Here is an 18449-nt window from a genome sequence, read left to right as displayed (position 1 = left end):
AAAGGATGATGTGTATATTAAACGATAAGTTCTTAGAAAATATACTCTTTAAAGAAATTTAGATGCGTTTGCCCTGAGCCCTAAAGAGGTAGTAAATATGAAAACCTTAATTTCGTTTAAGCGATAAAATATTAAATACAATGAGCGAACATACATCTATAGGCATAGGCACAAAATTTATACATGCAGGTGCAGAACCTGACCCAACAACGGGTGCAATTATGACGCCTATCTACCAAACATCAACGTTTGTACAAGAAGCACCTAATGAGCACAAAGGCTACGACTATTCAAGAGCAGGTAACCCTACACGTGCTGCACTTGAAACTGCTTATGCTGCTATAGAAAATGGCAAATACGGCCTAGCTTTTAGTAGTGGTGTTGCTGCTACAGATGCGGTTATTAAACTATTAGCACCGGGTGATGAAGTAATTGCTGCCAATGATATGTATGGTGGTACGTATCGTTTGTTTACCAAAGTGTTTGAAAAATTTGGCATCAAATTTATTTTTGTTGATACTACTGATACGAAAAATATTGAAGCAGCAATAACTACAAAAACAAAACTGATTTGGATTGAAACCCCTACCAATCCATTGATGAATATTACAGACATTGCTGCTGTAGCAACTATTGCTAAAAGCGCCAAAGCCTTGCTATGTGTAGATAATACGTTTGCTTCACCTTACTTACAAAATCCACTAGACCTTGGTGCAGACATTGTAATGCATTCAGCTACAAAATATTTAGGTGGTCATAGTGATGTGATACAAGGCTGTTTGATGATGAATGATGAAGGCCTAAGAGACCAATTGTTTTTTATACAAAAAAGTACAGGTGCAGTACCAGGCCCTATGGATTGCTTCTTGGTTTTACGCGGTATTAAAACCTTGCACGTACGTATGCAGCGACATTGCGAAAATGGTAGAAAAGTTGCCGAGTTTTTACACAACCATCCTAAAGTGGGTAAAGTGTGGTGGTGCGGCTTTACAGATCATCCTAACTATGCCATAGCGAAGCAACAAATGCGTGACTTTGGTGGCATGATGAGCTTTGAATTAAAAGATACAAGCGATGCAGAAACTAAACGTGTATTGATGAGTACCAAACTATTCTCATTAGCTGAAAGCCTTGGTGGTGTTGAGTCGTTAATCAATCATCCTGCTTCTATGACACATGCTTCTATACCAAGAGAAGAGCGCTTAAAAAATGGCTTGAGTGATGCGCTAATACGATTAAGTGTAGGTATAGAAGATGCGGATGATTTGATTGATGATTTGAACCAAGCGATTGGATAATAATTATGGCAGACAATCTTACCGATTTCTTTAACTCAAAAGTTGCCCAATACAATCAGCCCGCTTTTATCAAAGACGATCCCATTTGTGTACCACATCGTTTTACTAAACTGCAAGACATTGAAATTGCTGGCTTTTTTGCAGCCATATTTGCTTGGGGTATTCGTACTACTATCATTAATAAAACCAATGAGCTATTGCAGTTAATGGATGATGCGCCACATGATTTTATTGTGAATCATCAACCACATGACCTAAAGAAATTATTGGCATTTAAACATAGAACATTTAACACTACCGACTTACTGTATTTCATTCATTTTTTGCAGTTTCACTATCAGCAACACACATCGCTTGAAACGGCTTTTACAAAGTGGTTATCGCCAAACGATGCCACTATTGAACAAGGTTTAATTGGCTTTCACCAATACTTTTTTTCATTGGAAGATTTTCCACCTCGCACAAAAAAGCACATTGCAACACCTTACAAGCAATCCTCTTGCAAGCGACTAAATATGTATTTACGTTGGATGGTTCGCAGTGATAATGCTGGTGTAGATTTTGGTGTATGGAAAAGCATTAAACCTTCGCAACTCATTTGCCCAATAGACTTGCACGTAGCAAGAGTAGCAAAGCGTTTTCAACTATTAGACAGGCAATTTGCTGACTGGCAAGCAGCTTTAGAATTAACAAGTTACCTGCGCACACTTGATGCTGAAGACCCTGTTAAATATGACTTTGCGCTATTTGGTCTTGGTGTGATGGAGAAATTTTAACCGCAACCGCTGATTAAAATGATTGGAATGATTCACTATGATTAAAATATAATTATTGATGATTGAAGAAAGATTACAACAAGATTTAGAGAAAGAAACGGGTTTAGCACTTACTGATAATTTCAGGCAAGAATTGGCAGCGTATGTCAATCAACTTATAAACACCGACTTTGAAAAATTGGTATTTTTATTATACAGAATTGACGTACAAGAAAATACCATTAAACAACTATTGGCGTTGTCATCTAGCAATAGTGCAGGTGAAATAATAGCAGATGCTATTATAAAGCGACAATCGGAAAAAGTCATTAGCAGACAACAATACAAACAGCCCAACGAAAACATAGCAGATGAAGACAAATGGTAGCTTGCTAGCGTAACCAATTGTAAATAGTAATTACGCAAAGCACTGTCATAGCAAGCACTACAAGCCAACCAACCAATTGCATCCATAATGGATGTACATAGTTTTTAAGCAAGGTTTTATTTCTAGCCGCTACCAAAATTACCGCAAGCGCCACAGGTAATATTAAACCATTTAACGCACCAGCCATTACCAATAATTGTACTGGTTTACCGACTACCACAAATACTAGTGTTGAGAAAATGATAAACCCGCTAATTAAAGCTCTTTCATTACGTTCAAAAAAAGGATGAAATGTTTTTAAAAATGATACAGATGTATATGCTGCACCAACTACTGATGTAATAGCAGCGCTCCACATTACTACACCAAAAAAACGATAGCCCACATTACCTGCTGCTATTTTAAACACTGATGCTGAAGGATTAGCAGTATCAATAACTGCACTGCTAGTTACCACACCTAAGGCTGCTAAAAATAAAACCGTACGCATAATACCTGTAATAATAATACCACTCACAGCACTCTTATTTACAGCCTGAATACTTTGTAAGCCCTTCACATCTGCATCTAATAATCTATGTGCACCAGAAAAACTAATATAGCCACCAACTGTACCGCCTACAAGCGTTACAATGGTTTGTACATTAATAGTTTTGGGTAAAAAACTATGTACAACAGCATCACCAATTGGTGGGTGAGAACTGATAGCAACATACATTGTTAATACTATCATTAACAAGCCCAAAATTTTCGTAAACGCATCTAATAGCTTACCTGCTTCCTTCATCCAAAAGATAAACAATGCTAAGCCACAACTTATAATGGCGCCATATTTTGTATCAAGGCCAGTTAACACATTTACCCCTAAACCACTACCAGCAATATTACCAATGTTAAATGCTAAGCCACCTAACACAATTAATGAAGCAAGAAAATAGCCCAAACCAGGTAGTATTGTGTTAGCCAAATCTTGTGCTCGTAATTCGCTGATAGTAATAACACGCCAAATATTGAGTTGCGCACCAATATCTAGCAAAATAGACAATAGAATTACAAAGCCAAAACTCGCTGCAAGTTGCTGAGTAAATACAGTTGTTTGGGTTAAAAATCCAGGACCAATGGCAGAGGTAGCCATTAAAAAAGCAGCCCCTAAAATGGCAGATGATTTATTGGGCTTTAATGTCAATGTTGTGTTGTTTTAAAGTTTGGTGAATTTGCTTTGCAAATGTTACAGCATGTTCGCCATCACCATGCAAGCAAATGGTTTCTGCCACTAAAGGAATAACGGTACCATCTATACAAGTAACTGTTTGTTTTTGTACCATTTGCAATACTTGCGCAATAGAGTCTTCCGTTGAAATGATTAATGCATTTGGTTGAGTTCTTGGTGTTAAGCTACCATCGGGTTGATAGGTTCTATCAGCATACACCTCACTACAAGTTTGCAAGCCTAGTGCCTTTGCCTCGCTTATTAAGTAACTACCACTAAGGCCGTAAACAATCAAATTAGGGTCTACCCTATGTATTGCATCGGCTACAGTTAGTGCCATAGCCTTGTCTCTTGCAGCCATGTTATACATAGCCCCATGTAGTTTTACATGATGCAATTTTGCCCCCATTTTCATGGCTGAAAAACGTACCACCAATATTTCGTGCATTACCAAATCTTGTAAGCGCTCAGCAGATAATTGTATTTCAGTTCTACCAAAATTTTGCTTGTCGTTAAAGCCAGGATGCGCACCAATAGCCACATTATGTGCCAAACAATATTCAATAGATTTTGTGATAGTATCTAAATCTCCAGCATGGTAGCCACAAGCAATATTGGCGCTACTGATATAAGGATACAGAAATTCATCGTTTAAAAACCCCTCACCCAAATCGCAGTTAAGGTCTACAGACATCATGTTGCTAAAAATTCTTTCAATTTAAAGATACAAGCATTTTGTATATGTAACAAATACTGCTGTTGTATTTGTAGTAGCGCAACGGCTTGTTGCTGAGAAATAATAGTAAAATTGATACGCTGATGCGCTTGTAATTGGGCTAGCTTAGGTATAGCCATTTGTGCTACTTGCGCCACTCTTGGGTAACCACCGATGGTTTGATGGTCTGCCATTAACACAATCAATTCGCCATTAGGCAATAGCTGTACTGTACCTCTAGTTACAGCAGTAGAAATAAGCGATAAAGGTTGATTTAATTGTAGCGGTATACCATGTAACTGATAGCCCATTCTATCGCTTTTAGCAGTAATTACAAAGCTGCTTGCGGTTAACAAGTCTGCTGATGCTTCGGTTAAAAGAGAATATTCGTTGCCAGCTATTATTTGAATATGGTTAGCATCTTTATACAACTCGGCTACATCAGCCTGCCATTGTAGTATTGCTAGTGTTTTTTCTTGCAAATGAACCTTAAGCTGTAAATTATTGGCAACACCAATAACATCACCTTTTTGTAACAAACGGCCACAATAGCCGCCAGCATTGGCTTTTAAATGTGTGCTGTAGCTGCTCAACCATTTTTCAATGGCTAATCCACCGCTTACTGCCAAATAGCATCTTGTACCAGAAACGAGCTTCGTAAATTTAAGAATACTATTAGCAGCAATAATTATTGGTGTATTAATAGGTATAGCTTCGTCATTAATGGTTGCACTAAAATCTGCACCACTCAATGCTATCAATACATCTTCATTAAACTGAAAAACTGAAGCAGGAAAATGCAATTCAAATACAGCTTCTGTAGCTGCATTACCTACTAAAAAGTTTGCCACTTTTGCTGCCACCACATCCATAGCACCTGTGGGGTTAATACCAAATTGTTGGTAGCCAAAACGTCCTAAATCTTGTATTGAATCCGCAATACCTTGTTTTATAATAGTAATACCATTTGATTTTGCCGTTGTGGATGTCTTTACTTCGTTAGGTTTATTCTTTTCTAGCAAAAAATCAGATAAACTTATGGGCTTAAACTGTACCATATTGCCCATTTTAAGCAAAACAGGTTCTGCTCTATTAGCATCAAATAATTGCAGCGGTGTCTCACCAATAATATTCCATCCTGCAGGCGATTGTAGTGGATACACACCTGTTTGCACACCTGCAATGCCCACCGATCCAGCTTTTACAACAGTTCTTGGTGCTTGTCTACGAGGTGTTGCAAGCACATCATCTACATTACCCATATACGCAAAGCCGGGTAAAAAACCGATGCAATAAATACGGTATTGTCGTGCAATATGTCTTTGAATTAATTCATCCATCGAGATGCCTTTATCAGCAGCCATTGCTACAATATCTAGCCCAAAAGCAGTATCGTAACAAACAGGTATTTCTACTACTTCATGTTCTATTGTTTGCTGCCAATTGCAGCTAGCAATTGCAACATCAGCTTGTTGTGTCATCCATTCAAACACATCATTTGCTTGCTTTAATAAACTGCTGTCAAATACAAATGTTAAAGTATGATAAGCTGGTATTACATCTTTTACACCAGTAATTGGCTGCAACTGTAAATGCGTGTATAGTGCAATTACCAAATCGTTTATAGGCTCACTGATAATAGCTTCAAAAGCAATGGTAACAGCGGTTTCGCCCAAAGGATAAATATGGTAAGTGGGTTTCAAAATATAGTAGCATGTAATTTAATGAATAGTTGCATTTGCAGGGCAAATTTTATTACTGCACTTTTAGGGCGTTAATTAAAACGTATATTTAGCACCACAAAATTGTACCATGTCTGTTACCAAAAAACTAAGTGCTCGCAAACGCATTGCTTTAATTGCCCACGACCATAAGAAAGAAGAAATGAGCCAATGGGCCATTTTTAATAAACATGTACTTGCTCGTCACGAATTATTTGCCACAGGCACAACAGGTAAAATGGTAGAAGAAGCTTTGGACAGACCTGTAAAAAAGTTTTTAAGTGGCCCTCTAGGTGGTGACCAACAAATAGGTAGTTTAATAGCCACAGGAGATATTGATATTGTGATATTTTTTTGGGATCCTATGGAAGCGCAACCGCATGATACTGACGTAAAAGCCTTGCTACGCTTATGTGCTGTATGGAATATTCCTATGGCTTGCGACCGCTCAACAGCCGACTTTATAATGACTTCGCCTTTTATGCATGAAGAATATGAAGCCATTATTCCAGATTATAACAGCTACCTAAAAAGAAATATTAATAGCAAATAATAGCGCTGTACAACTAACGATTGCTTAACTCTTAAAACGACATAGTATGAAATGGTGGATGAAAATATTGCTAACACTTGCAGCTACTGGAATTATCGTATACATGCTTGGGCCACATCCTGCAACACCAAACTACGATACACATTTACCATCTGTACCATCAAGTGCCTCAGGCATTGACAACTATGTAGATAATATAGAAGCACAACACAAAGTAAAACCGAACAACGAAGCAAGAATTGTTTGGAAAGATAGTTTAAGACAACCCACAGAATACGCTATTGTGTATCTGCATGGCTTTAGTGCTTGTCAAGAAGAAGGTAATCCTGCACATAGAACTATTGCCAAAGAATTTGGCTGCAATTTATACTTAAGCCGTTTAGCAGAACACGGTATAGATACGACAGAGCAACTCATCAACTTAACGGCTGATAATTATTGGCAAAGCGGTAAAGAGGCCTTAGCTATTGGTAAGCAATTGGGTAAAAAAGTAATCCTGATGAGTACTTCTACTGGTGGCACGTTGGCACTTAAACTTGCCGCTATGTTTCCTGATGATGTGGCAGGTTTAATTTTATACTCACCCAATGTAGCCATCAACGATTCAAAAGCATGGTTGTTGAACAATCCTTGGGGCTTACAAATTGCTAGAAAAGTAAAGAAAGGCAACTACATAGTACCTGCTGACACCACTACTGAATACTTAAAATATTGGAATTCTCCCTATCGTTTAGAGGCCGCAGTAGCATTAGAAGAATTGCTTGAAACAACGATGACAGATGCCACATTTAAAGCCGTAAAGCAACCTACATTGGCACTTTACTATTACAAAGATGAAGAACACCAAGACCCAGTTGTAAAAGTATCTGCCATAAAAGAAATGATGGCTGCATTAGGTACACCTGCAGATTTAAAAAGAGCTGTTGCAATGCCTAACACAGAAAATCATGTGCTTGGCTCACCCATTAAATCTAAAGATGTAGCAGGTGTAATACTAGAAACTGAAAAATTTATGAAAGAGGTTTTAAAGCTACAACCACTGCAGTAAGTTATCTTTTTACAAAGCCTAATACTAGTTTTAAAACAGCAGATAACCCAAATTTCTGTGCAGAAGAAGCCAACAACTCTTTCCAATAAGGTTGTGCTCCACCTTCTTTATGTTTACTGAATATAAAGCTACCAATGGCTCGTACTATTTGCCAAGTACCCCCTGCAATTTTATCGTTAATAAACGCAGGCAGTACTGCACCCATGGCTGCTTTCAGCGATTCTTCAGGTAGTTTATCCCAGCGTTTTTCAAGGTCGGCTTCTCGTGTTTTTACACGGCTTCTTACAAGTTTAATTTCTGCTTGTAACTCGCTAAGCGATTGTACTGTATTGGTTTTATTCGTCGTCGTCATCACTTGCACTTTTATCCATGAATATTTTAATTACCGCATCAATGATATGCTTCTCTATCACTTTTTTGCGCAGCGAAACTATCAGTACAAATAGTATAATGTAGAACATGGCTACAATACCAAAGCCGATGTATAAACTGCCTGTGATATTGGCAAAATAATAGCCTGCCATAATGCTTACAAAGAGTAAGATGAAAAAAGCAAGTAGCGCTAGCGTTAAACCTGTAAATAGCAATGCTATTAACTGCGATACTTTCTCTACCATTTGCAGTTTTAGTAATAGCACTCTGTCTTGCACATACTGTTCAAGCTGCTGTCGGCTTTCTTTAAAAAAAGAGGTTTCTTGTTCTTCTTGCATTGGTTAAAGTTATTGCATTTGTTATACAACTTTATTATGTAGGCAATAACCTCGCCAAGATTATTTATTCGTTGGTTAAGATGTAATGGACTTTCAAATTGCTGCATAACGATAAGAACGTACAAGAGAGTGAGCCACCCGAAGTATCAATACTAGCTATTCATAAAAAAAGCACTCACAAACTGAGTGCTTTTTTGCTAGTAGCGTTATTTGAAGAGAACTAATAAATCTTCCAGTATTTAATTTTAAGTGCTTCTGGGGGTGCGTAATTAGGAAAATCTAACCAAACCAAGCCTATTTTTTTAGCATAATAAGAATAGCTTGTACCCGTAGGCAAAATAGTAAACAAGCCAGGTGAAACCTGTCCTAATACTTCTTGTTTTACTTTTATTACACTGTCTAGTACATTGCCATTAATGGTGTATCGCGTGTTCTTTGTATCAATAGTAAATCGTATTTTGTAAGTGGATGGCACACCTAGGAATAAACTAGTAGTTAAGGTATCTGTTTCCCAAAAACTATTTAAAGCCACTTTATCATCTAAAAATTTATACTCAATTAAGCGAGAATCGCCAGCAAATGTGCCATAAGTATAATATTCACCACGTAAACTATCCTTTCTATAAACAGAAGTATCCCCTTGGTCGGATATAAATAATTTGTAGGTTTTGCTAGCAATGGTTGCTGTAAAGTTGCTACAAGCTACTTTTACCGAATCGCCTGTTAAGTCATAATACGTCCAGTTACTACCTACAGTTGTAGGAAAATAATCACCAGAAGGCGATGTAACCGTACCACCACCACTTGTAGGTGTGCCTGTAGCCGTAACACTTACTAGGCAATACGAGGTATTGTAGTAAATAGTAAATACTGATGTTAATGGCAATATTGGCTTACCATAACCTTTTAGTTTAAAAGTTTGCGTACCTGGCGTTAAAATGTATGAGCTGTCTTTAAACCAGTAACCATTAGCTGTATCGGAATAAATTTTGTAAGTACCGCCTTTGGTAATGGTTGCAGTAACTACAATGTAATTACTATCAGTAAGTGTAGAATCTACCACATAACTACCATTAATACTAAAAGATTGGCAATTGCCAGAACTATCTTTAAGTGTACCTGAAGATGGATTGGCTAAGCCTAAGCCTAACTCAAAGCTAGTTTCTTTAGAACACGCAAGCATCAGCATTGCGCCGCAAAAAAGAAGAAAAATTGTTTTGTTGAAGTACTTGCTCATAAATGTTTGCTTACACGAATATATGATAAAGACTAGTCTAACATTGCTGCCTTGTGCGTTAATATTTTCTTAGCATTTAGTTCAAAGATATTTGTTAAGGTAATTTCGGCAATCTGCGTTAAAGCCTCTTGGGTAAAAAAAGCTTGGTGAGCGGTTACTAGCACATTGGGAAAACTCATTAGCCTTTGTATCGTATCATCAGCAATTATCTTCTCGCTCAAATCTCTAAAAAACAATTTTTCTTCCTGCTCATACACATCTATACCTAGGTAACCAATCTTACCACTTTTAAGTGCATCAATTACATCATTCGTATCTATCAATGCGCCACGGCTGGTATTTATTAGCATTACACCTTGCTTAAAAAAGGGCAATACATCTGCATTAATTAAATGCCTTGTTTGATCGCTTAGTGGGCAGTGCAAGGAAATAATATCTGCTGCTTTATAAATATCTAATAATGGGTGATAAGTAACACCTATAGCCTCTAAATCTTTATTGGCAATAATGTCAAAAGCCATCACTTTACAGCCAAGACCTAGCATAATGTTACAAAATGCTTTACCAATATTACCTGTACCCACTACACCTACAGTTTTACCATGCAAGTTGAAACCCAATAAACCATTCAGTGAAAAATTTTGCTCTCTTACACGGTTGTAGGCCTTGTGCGTTTTTCGATTTAGTGTCAATATCATTGCCAAAGCGTGTTCGGCCACAGCCTCGGGTGAGTAAGCCGGTACACGACATACTTTAATGTTGTGTTGCTTACAAGCTTCTACATCTACATTATTAAAACCAGCACAACGTAATGCAATAATACCTACCTCCTTAGCCGCCAGAAGTTTTACAACCGGTGCATCAATTTTATCATTTACAAAAGCACAAACAACTGCCCCTTCTTCTACTAAGCTGGCAGTAGTAGCATCTAACCTAGTTTCAAGAAAATTTAATTGGTAGCCAAAATGTTCGTTGCATTTGGTAAAAAACTGCTTATCGTATGGCTGTGTAGAAAAGAAAGTGATATTGGTAGTACCGGACTGAGTCATGAAATTTATTTATTGGTAAAGTTAATTGCCAAGCACCTTATTCAAACAGGGTTATTTATATTTAATACACCACATTGCCATTAGCCAAATTTCTATCATTATTTCTAACAAGTGATAGGCACATTTAATTGTACACAACACGTAGAAAAAATTAAGTAGCCCATAAATAAATGCTACTGACATTTGACCACAACAACGTAACCCAAACTACAACGTAGCTACTTTGTATTTATGAAAGAACTCGTACTATCTACCCATCAAATTTTAAAAAACAAAGTCTTTAATTGCGACTTTGATGAAAGTTGGGTAGACTGGGCTATTGATATGATAGAAGCTGGTTTTAATTCTGAAAACCTGTACACGCTAGCAGCTACCTCAAAACCATACAATCAACAAACCTTGCAAGACCTTACCAATAAAGTGTTGCAAGATTTTAATTTATCTTACGCTAATAAATCTGTGGTTATAAAAAAGTACGTGTACTTTATAGTTACCAATGCTATTTACAAAACCAATAGCTACTTTAAAGCATTAAGAGCGCTAAAAGATATTTGTATAGATATGCAGTACGACGAGTTGTACATGCCTTTTTACCTATTATATTTTGCCAAAGTAGACCTTGCAGAATGTGACCATCAGTTATATTGGGATGGCGCTGATAAAACCAATATCGACCAAATTATTACCACGCAATTTGCTGAATGGATAGCTAAGTACGAGAAGTGATGAATAGTCAGTAATGAACGGTAGTTGACACAACAATATAACAAAAAAGCCGCTCTTTTCAGAACGGCTTTGATTTACAAACCTTATGGATTTAAGCAATTATTTCAATTCACCCACCATTTCTACTGGAACTACCCAAGCATCAAATTCTTCTGGGGTTAAGTAACCCAATTTCACAGCTGTTTCTTTTAAAGTGCTATGATTTTTATGGGCGGTTTGTGCTATTTCGGCCGCTTTGTAATAACCAATTTTGGTATTTAAAGCAGTCACTAACATCAAGCTATTGTCTACGTGTTTTTTAATATTAGCTTCTAATGGTTCTATACCTACCGCACATTTATCGTTGAATGATACACAACCTTCACCTATTAATCTGGCACTATGCAAGAAGTTGTAAATCATCATTGGCTTAAATACATTCAACTCAAAATGCCCCATGCTACCACCAATATTTATAGCCACATCGTTACCCATTACTTGCGCTGCAATCATAGTTAAGGCTTCACACTGTGTAGGGTTTACTTTACCTGGCATAATAGAACTGCCTGGCTCATTATCTGGAATAAACAATTCGCCAATACCGCTTCTCGGTCCGCTTGATAGCATACGAATATCGTTGGCTATTTTCATTAAACTTACAGCTACAGTTTTTAATGCACCATGACTTTCTACAATAGCATCGTGTGCCGCTAATGCTTCAAATTTATTTTCAGCGGTAATGAAAGGCAAGCCTGTTAACGTAGCAATATGCTTAGCTACATTTTCGCTGTAACCCTTTGGTGTATTGATACCTGTGCCTACTGCTGTACCACCTAAAGCTAATTCGCTTAAATGCTCAAGGGTATTTTTTATCGCTTTTAAACCATGGTTTAATTGGCTTACATAACCACTTAATTCTTGCCCCACAGTTAATGGTGTTGCATCCATAAAGTGTGTACGACCAATTTTTACCACATGCATATATTGCTTGCTTTTGGCTTGCAAGGTGTCACGCAGTTTTTCAATACCAGGAATGGTTACTTCGGTTAATATTTTGTAAGCAGCAATGTGCATAGCTGTAGGAAATGTATCGTTACTAGATTGAGATTTATTTACATCATCATTTGGATGAATAAATTTCTCTTTATCAGTTAAAGCACCGCCTTTAATAAGGTGTGCACGGTAAGCAACTACTTCATTTACGTTCATATTGCTTTGTGTACCGCTACCAGTTTGCCATACTACCAATGGAAAATACGCATCTAATTTACCTTCTAAAATTTCATCACAAACTTGACCAATTAAATCAGACTTTTCTTGAGATAAAACGCCAGCATCTAAATTAGTAAGTGCAGCTGCTTTTTTCAAGTAAGCAAATGCCTTAATGATTTCTTTAGGCATTTTGTTGGTGTCTTGTGCAATTTTAAAATTCTCAATACTGCGTTGGGTTTGTGCGCCCCACAACACATCAGCAGGTACTTTTACCTCGCCCATGGTATCTTTCTCAATACGGTAATCCATTGTTTAGAATTTATAGTTTGAAATTGTGGCGCAAATTTGACGCAATTGAGCGAATTACACGAATTAAAATAGTGATAGCGCAAATTTGATAATTGCAGTTACGAAAATTTAACAAATAACATGAATGCCGATATAAATTAACGAAAGAGAAACACATAGTAAAGAATTAAGAAAACATAGGTATTACTATGTGACCTACTCAAAACTATGTTACTATGTGTTTAAAAATACGCTTAAGTAAAAGTTTTGCCACCGTTTGTAGTGCTACCGCTATTGGTAGTTGATGTTGTATTGTCTTTTTTGCAAGCAAATAAAGTGGTTGCAATAAATACAACTGCTAATAATTGTTTCATGTGTTATTTTTTTAGTGAATTATTTTTAGAGTTTATTATCCCAAATGATGTTGTAATCTTTTGCGTCTTTTTCTTTTTGTTTTAGCTCTCGCAAGCCTTTTCTAAACTGGGTTACAAGGTCTTCAATTCTAATAACAGTAGTTAATTGCGAGCCAGCTTTAATATCGTTTAGCTTATAGCCTTTCCCAATAATTAATGAGGTAAAATATTTTGTAGGAAAATCGCCATTGGTTACACCTAACAGCTCGGTTGATAGTTTTGGCACTAGTACACCTTGGCTGCCATCCCATGCCACTTGCAGGTCTAAAGTGGTTTTTAATATGGCATTAGCACCGCTTTGGGTAATGAGTTTACTCATGTTGTTGTTAGGTCCAAATTGATCTGCCACGGGCACAAAATTTGAAATTACTTTTAAGCCTTTATAACCATGAGATAATAGCACTTGGGTGTTTTCATCATCTTTAGAAAACTGATCCATCCGTTTGTAAGCATCTGTATTGGTTAGTTTTTCAGTAGGCAAAATAGGTACACCAAATTCTTCGGTAACCACTTGTGTTAATTGCTTGTACAATTCGCCTAAAACATAATCCCATTTTTCATCGGGTAATTGTGGAAACTGTAACTCTTTAGTAGTTGTCGTGTAAGAGTTGCCGCCAATATTGTATTTGGTACTGGTTTTATAATTGTACAAAATACCGCGTACCGCAAATGATAGCACACCAATATTTTTGATATTGCTGAAAGACATGCTATTAAACGCATTGGGCTTGGCAAATTCGTACTCAACCGGGCCATCCGAAAACTTATCAGAACCCTTTGCTACAATGCCTTTGCTCACTTCTATATCAGGATTAATATTGGCGTATTTTCCATCTAAATAAATATTGGTATAGTTAACTGTAGGATAAATACCCGATACGTTAGTTGCATTATCTACGCTGGTTCTTATAACAGAAAAATAGCTCTTTTTAAAATTTGTCATAGAGCCGTTGGTATTATTTACGTTGCGCAAATAAGCAGCAGGAATAGTTATTTTATTAGCCGTTTTAAAATAGCCAATCTCACTCCAATAACTTAAACCAAGCGTTTTTACTAAAAGCCTAACAGCAATAGTTGTACCTTCTGAACCAGCAGGATTTTCAAGCTCTAACACCACATCTTTAGCAGGATCTAAATTAATGGTGGCATCTTTACTACCATTAATAGCTACCACCTTAACACCATATTTTGGCGGGTTAATGGTAAAGCTAGCTTTCTGCCCTTTATCACTTGTTACTTCTACTTTTTTGGGTGCATTGTTATCGCTTGAGAAATATGAATACACACCCATTGTAACAAATTCAGCTGGCTTACCATCAATCATTACACTACCTTTTATTTTATTAAACCCATAACCATCTTTTTTGGTAAACATAATAGTGGTAAGGTTTCCAGATGTTTTCCAACCTTCAAAAAAAGCCATTTCTACCGTACCTAAATTGCCAGGATGCAAGTTTGATTGGTAATAAATAGTAGGAACCACGGTGCCTAAGTCATCCGTGCTAGATGTTTGCATAGCACCGCCCGTTACTTTGGCTACTTTGGTAATAAATTTGGTAAATAAGTTGGCTCCACCTTTCTTTTCAGAGCGATTATCTTCTGCTTTTGGTGTATCGGCAACTTTGGTACTATCAGTAGTTTTTGTAGTATCGGTAGCTACTTTTTTCTTTTTTAAAAGATTGCCAAATTGTGCTTGAGTGGTACAAAATATGCTTAGCATTATAACCGAATACAATAATTTACGCTTCATAATTGAGGTTTTATTTACGGGATAAAAATGCAGTTTGTACAAGGCTGTACAATACCGTTGGCACGGTAGGAAGCGATTGGATGGAAACGCTGATTTGGCAGATTTAAACGGATTTATTATTCCTATATACCTATTTTAAAAAAATAAGACTTTAGCATTTAGTACTTCTGTGGCAATAAAATCCAATTTAATCCGCTGCATCAGTTTTATCAGCGTGGCTATCTAACAAAAAGCCCTGCAACAAACTGTTGCAAGGGCCTGGTTTTATACCCCTATAAAACTTAGTTATACCATAGGATGACTATTCTGTTATTGAAATAAGATATTAGCAGTAAAACGGTTGCTAGTTGCTTCTATAATTACTACTTGATACCTACCTTTCAATTGTGTTTTTGGTTGATAACGATTGCCATTAAACACACTATTTTCAACTACTTGACCAATGCTATTTACAATTTGCAAGGTTGTACCTACGGTAAAGTTTTTATTAAAATTGATGGAAGAAACTACTGGATTTGGATACACACTTAAAGTAGTAAGGATGTTATTAAAACTCACCACTTGTGCAGGGCTGTACGCTGTTTTACCATCGTTATCAATTTGTTGTAAACGATAGTAATTATTACCATTACTTGGGCTTGCATGGGTAAATGCATAGCTGTTGTTTTGTGTGCTATTACCATTACCATTTACAAAACCTAAGTTATTATAAGTAATACCATCTATACTATGTTGTACATTAAAACCCTTGTTGTTTATCTCGGTTGCCGTAGCCCAATTTAATTGAGTGGTTGTAACATTTGCCTTGGCAGTAAAACTGGTAAAGTTTACTGGTAATACTGTTGTACCTATACCAATTGCAAAGTCTGAAAAAGATGTTAAACCACTAACTGTTGCTGTAACATTTGTACCATTTACTGTAGCTAAATTATAAGTGCCTTGCAGAGCCCAAGCTACAGTACTATTATCTCTCTTTATAACGGTATATCTTGCAGGGTCTGTAACACTGTTAGTAGATGCTTTTAAATTTAAACTAACATTGTACGTACCACTAGTTGGTTGTGTATTTGGTGTAATGCTGTACCAGCCTGCGTTTAAGGCACTAGTAATAGGTACACCATTTAATGATGTATTTGGCGTTGTACCAGTTATAGCACCATTGGTAAAGGAAGCAGCAATGGTATTTACCCCAACTAAATTATTTACAGTTATAGTAGCTGATTGAAAATTACTACTTGAACCTACAGGAAATTCGTACGTACCAGAGGTATTTACTGCTCTTTTTAACGTGCCGTTGGTGAAGTAATTAGTGGCATTTGCACCTACAATACTGCTTGTTGAAGGATTTGTAATACTTATTACTTTACCACCCATATCAAACTTGCCTGATGTGGTGTTAAACGTTATACTTTTTATGGCCATATCGTAATAAGCCGTTAAGCCACTGTTTAAAATTATTGCATTGGTAAAAGGTTTGCTCATAAAAAAATAGGCTGCGGATGAACCCAAAAATTCAACCGTACCATCACCTTTCCATTCTGTAACACCAAAACCTTGAAAGAAGCCCGCATTATTTATTTTAATAGTACCTTCATTTTTAATGCCACCAACAATAGCTAAAGTAGTAGGTAGGGTAATAACTGCTCCAGCATTTACCTGTAATGTACCAGAAGTTGGTGTTGTAAAAGTGCTTGGGTAATTAGCTGCACCGCTATTAAACACTGCCTTTACAGAAGCTGTTGGTACACCATTGCTCCAATTGGCAGCATCGTTCCAGTTTGTATTTATGCCCAACCAAGTAGTAGTAGCAAGCACAGGAAAATTAGCACTATTACATTTTGCAAAAGCAATATCCATACGCAAGCCGCCTGTATAAGTAGTATTAAAGTTGTTAGAAGCTGTAAAACCTGTAAGTGTGGTATTACCAAATTGCGTGGTAGGTAATTGTGTTGTAGAACTAATGCCATAATCTGACACAACAACATATTCGCCACCTTTTACTGCTAATAATTGTGCGGCTGTTTGAGTAGATTTTCCACCCCAAACAAATTTAGACAAGTTCCAGTTTGTATCGGTTTCAATGATGCTTACAGCTCTGTTAGTAGCATCTGCAGGGTATAAATAATCAGTACCAACACTATACGCAACATAACTAGCCAGTGTATGCAATATTGCTAAGCTGCCATCTGGTTTTAGCGTTACCAATTTTATATCCAAAGTATTCAATTGAAATGGTTCGGTAGCTTTTAATAACGTGCTACCATTGGATGCAATAAGTACGTAGCCCGAAAAATAATTGGCATTAGTGCCCAATGTATAGGTTTGTAAATTAGTAAACGGCTCTGCATTAATCTCATATTGCGCCCAAGCCATCAAACAATTACCGCTAGCTCTATCCACATATAAACCACTACCTCCACCTTTATAGGCATTTGCAAAACGCTTATTACCGTTAGCATCTAGTGATATATGAAAAGTATAGTTGGTACCGCCAATAGTAGCCAATGGTGCCGTTATTGTTTCGCCGTTAAATACCATTGATTGTGTAGTGTTATACGACAGCAAATGCACATTCTCGCTGTCGTCTATAAACTTATCATTCAAGCTAGCTTTTGGTTCTTGAAAATTACTGTAAATAGATGTGTTTAAGCCATCTTTAAACCACAAGGTATTACCAGCATTATCCAGTTTATAAATGGATGTATTGTGTTTACCACCAAAAACTGTTGAATTTGCATTAAAGCCTACAAAAAAAATATTACCCTGCTTACTCACGGCTATTCTGTGTACTTGTAAACTTACATTACCCGTACCACCAAGTGTAAATATTTTTACCCATTGGGCATCGCCATTGGCATTTAGTTTAGCCACATAAGCCACATTAGCTGTTGCAGCGTAGGTAACGCTATTACCAAAATCGGCAGTTGTAGTATTAGATATGGCACCTGCTATGTAGAAATTGCCACTACTATCTGATGTTGCACAATCAATACTAAAGTTGGGATTACTATAAGATTTTAGCACCGTCGGTTCACCCGTTGCTGAAATTTTACCTAAAAATCTAACTGTACCTGGAAAGCTTAAGACATTTGGTGCGGTTAAGGTAGTAGCACCAAATGTAATAGCGGTTGGCGCACTACCTACAAAAACCATTTCGCTGTTACTTTTATAGGCTAAGTGTTTTAATAATGGTCCATTACCACCAGTGCTAAAAGCCCAATGCCAGCCACCACCAATTTGTGCAAAAGAAGAAAATGTAAAAATAAAAAATGCGACAAGTGTAAAAATACGTTTCATAATTGCGGTATTTGAGGCTGCAACATATAAAACGTAGTACTGTAGGAAATACCGTTGAGACGGTAGGAAACCCCTAGCAACTAAAGGGGAATAATGACAA

Annotated in this window: 16 protein-coding genes; 6 read left to right on the top strand and 10 right to left on the bottom strand. The window is 36.9% G+C overall.

Annotated features, from left to right (window positions below):
- The first annotated feature begins 140 nt into the window (after positions 1–140).
- Genes ACT9TX_RS11620 through ACT9TX_RS11610 form a run of 3 tightly spaced genes read left to right on the top strand, consistent with a single transcriptional unit; the run spans position 141 to position 2441 of the window.
- On the top strand, positions 141–1298 hold the full coding sequence (locus ACT9TX_RS11620; RefSeq protein WP_481338461.1) for a cystathionine gamma-synthase: 1158 nt from the start codon (positions 141–143) through the stop codon (positions 1296–1298).
- 5 nt (positions 1299–1303) lie between these two features.
- On the top strand, positions 1304–2074 hold the full coding sequence (locus ACT9TX_RS11615; RefSeq protein WP_481338460.1) for a TIGR02757 family protein: 771 nt from the start codon (positions 1304–1306) through the stop codon (positions 2072–2074).
- A gap of 58 nt (positions 2075–2132) precedes the next feature.
- A complete protein-coding gene (locus ACT9TX_RS11610; RefSeq protein ID WP_481338459.1) occupies positions 2133–2441 on the top strand; it encodes a hypothetical protein in 309 nt (102 codons plus the stop codon).
- 4 nt (positions 2442–2445) lie between these two features.
- Here ACT9TX_RS11610 and ACT9TX_RS11605 read toward each other — a convergent pair whose 3' ends face one another.
- From ACT9TX_RS11605 to pxpB, 3 genes are read right to left on the bottom strand one after another with little or no spacing between them, the layout of a single operon-like run.
- On the bottom strand, positions 2446–3627 hold the full coding sequence (locus ACT9TX_RS11605; protein WP_481338458.1) for an NRAMP family divalent metal transporter: 1182 nt from the start codon (positions 3625–3627) through the stop codon (positions 2446–2448).
- Positions 3608–4348, bottom strand: coding sequence for a 5-oxoprolinase subunit PxpA (locus ACT9TX_RS11600; protein WP_481338457.1), 741 nt, complete (start codon positions 4346–4348; stop codon positions 3608–3610). Before ACT9TX_RS11600 ends, ACT9TX_RS11605 begins: the two co-directional genes overlap by 20 nt.
- On the bottom strand, positions 4345–6069 hold the full coding sequence (pxpB, locus tag ACT9TX_RS11595) for a 5-oxoprolinase subunit PxpB (RefSeq protein WP_481338456.1): 1725 nt from the start codon (positions 6067–6069) through the stop codon (positions 4345–4347). Before pxpB ends, ACT9TX_RS11600 begins: the two co-directional genes overlap by 4 nt.
- A 109-nt stretch (positions 6070–6178) precedes the next feature.
- On the opposite strand from pxpB, the gene ACT9TX_RS11590 reads away from it, so the two are divergent.
- Together ACT9TX_RS11590 and ACT9TX_RS11585 are read left to right on the top strand one after the other, a co-directional pair.
- Positions 6179–6640 carry a methylglyoxal synthase gene (locus ACT9TX_RS11590; protein ID WP_481338455.1) on the top strand — a complete coding sequence of 154 codons (462 nt, stop codon included), beginning with the start codon at positions 6179–6181 and terminating at the stop codon, positions 6638–6640.
- Between the two features lie 46 nt (positions 6641–6686).
- Complete coding sequence (locus ACT9TX_RS11585) at positions 6687–7688, top strand: alpha/beta hydrolase (protein WP_481338454.1); 1002 nt, start codon at positions 6687–6689, stop codon at positions 7686–7688.
- Position 7689: 1 nt separating this feature from the next.
- Here the strand turns inward: ACT9TX_RS11585 and ACT9TX_RS11580 are convergent, their stop codons facing one another.
- From ACT9TX_RS11580 to ACT9TX_RS11565, 4 genes are all read right to left on the bottom strand, one after another.
- Entirely contained in the window at positions 7690–8040 is a 351-nt protein-coding gene (locus ACT9TX_RS11580) for a hypothetical protein (RefSeq protein ID WP_481338453.1), read from the bottom strand.
- On the bottom strand, positions 8024–8398 hold the full coding sequence (locus tag ACT9TX_RS11575) for a phage holin family protein (RefSeq protein WP_481338452.1): 375 nt from the start codon (positions 8396–8398) through the stop codon (positions 8024–8026). The genes ACT9TX_RS11580 and ACT9TX_RS11575 overlap by 17 nt, the downstream gene beginning before the upstream one ends.
- 220 nt (positions 8399–8618) lie before the next feature.
- Entirely contained in the window at positions 8619–9635 is a 1017-nt protein-coding gene (locus ACT9TX_RS11570) for a hypothetical protein (RefSeq protein ID WP_481338451.1), read from the bottom strand.
- 32 nt (positions 9636–9667) lie between these two features.
- Entirely contained in the window at positions 9668–10684 is a 1017-nt protein-coding gene (locus ACT9TX_RS11565; RefSeq protein ID WP_481338450.1) for a 2-hydroxyacid dehydrogenase, read from the bottom strand.
- A 231-nt stretch (positions 10685–10915) separates the two neighbouring features.
- On the opposite strand from ACT9TX_RS11565, the gene ACT9TX_RS11560 reads away from it, so the two are divergent.
- The gene (locus ACT9TX_RS11560) at positions 10916–11410 is read left to right on the top strand and encodes a hypothetical protein (protein ID WP_481338449.1); all 495 of its coding nucleotides are present in this window, start codon (positions 10916–10918) and stop codon (positions 11408–11410) included.
- A gap of 99 nt (positions 11411–11509) precedes the next feature.
- Here the strand turns inward: ACT9TX_RS11560 and fumC are convergent, their stop codons facing one another.
- From fumC to ACT9TX_RS11545, 3 genes are all read right to left on the bottom strand, one after another.
- Positions 11510–12910, bottom strand: coding sequence for a class II fumarate hydratase (gene fumC / locus ACT9TX_RS11555; protein ID WP_481338448.1), 1401 nt, complete (start codon positions 12908–12910; stop codon positions 11510–11512).
- Positions 12911–13288: 378 nt separating this feature from the next.
- Complete coding sequence (locus ACT9TX_RS11550; protein ID WP_481338447.1) at positions 13289–15052, bottom strand: hypothetical protein; 1764 nt, start codon at positions 15050–15052, stop codon at positions 13289–13291.
- Positions 15053–15361: 309 nt separating this feature from the next.
- Positions 15362–18349, bottom strand: a complete 2988-nt coding sequence (locus ACT9TX_RS11545; protein WP_481338446.1) for a hypothetical protein — start codon at positions 18347–18349, stop codon at positions 15362–15364.
- Positions 18350–18449 lie beyond the last annotated feature (100 nt).

The organism is Parasediminibacterium sp. HNIBRBA5674 (assembly GCF_056745525.1).
This window is presented reverse-complemented; position numbering and strand designations above follow the sequence as displayed.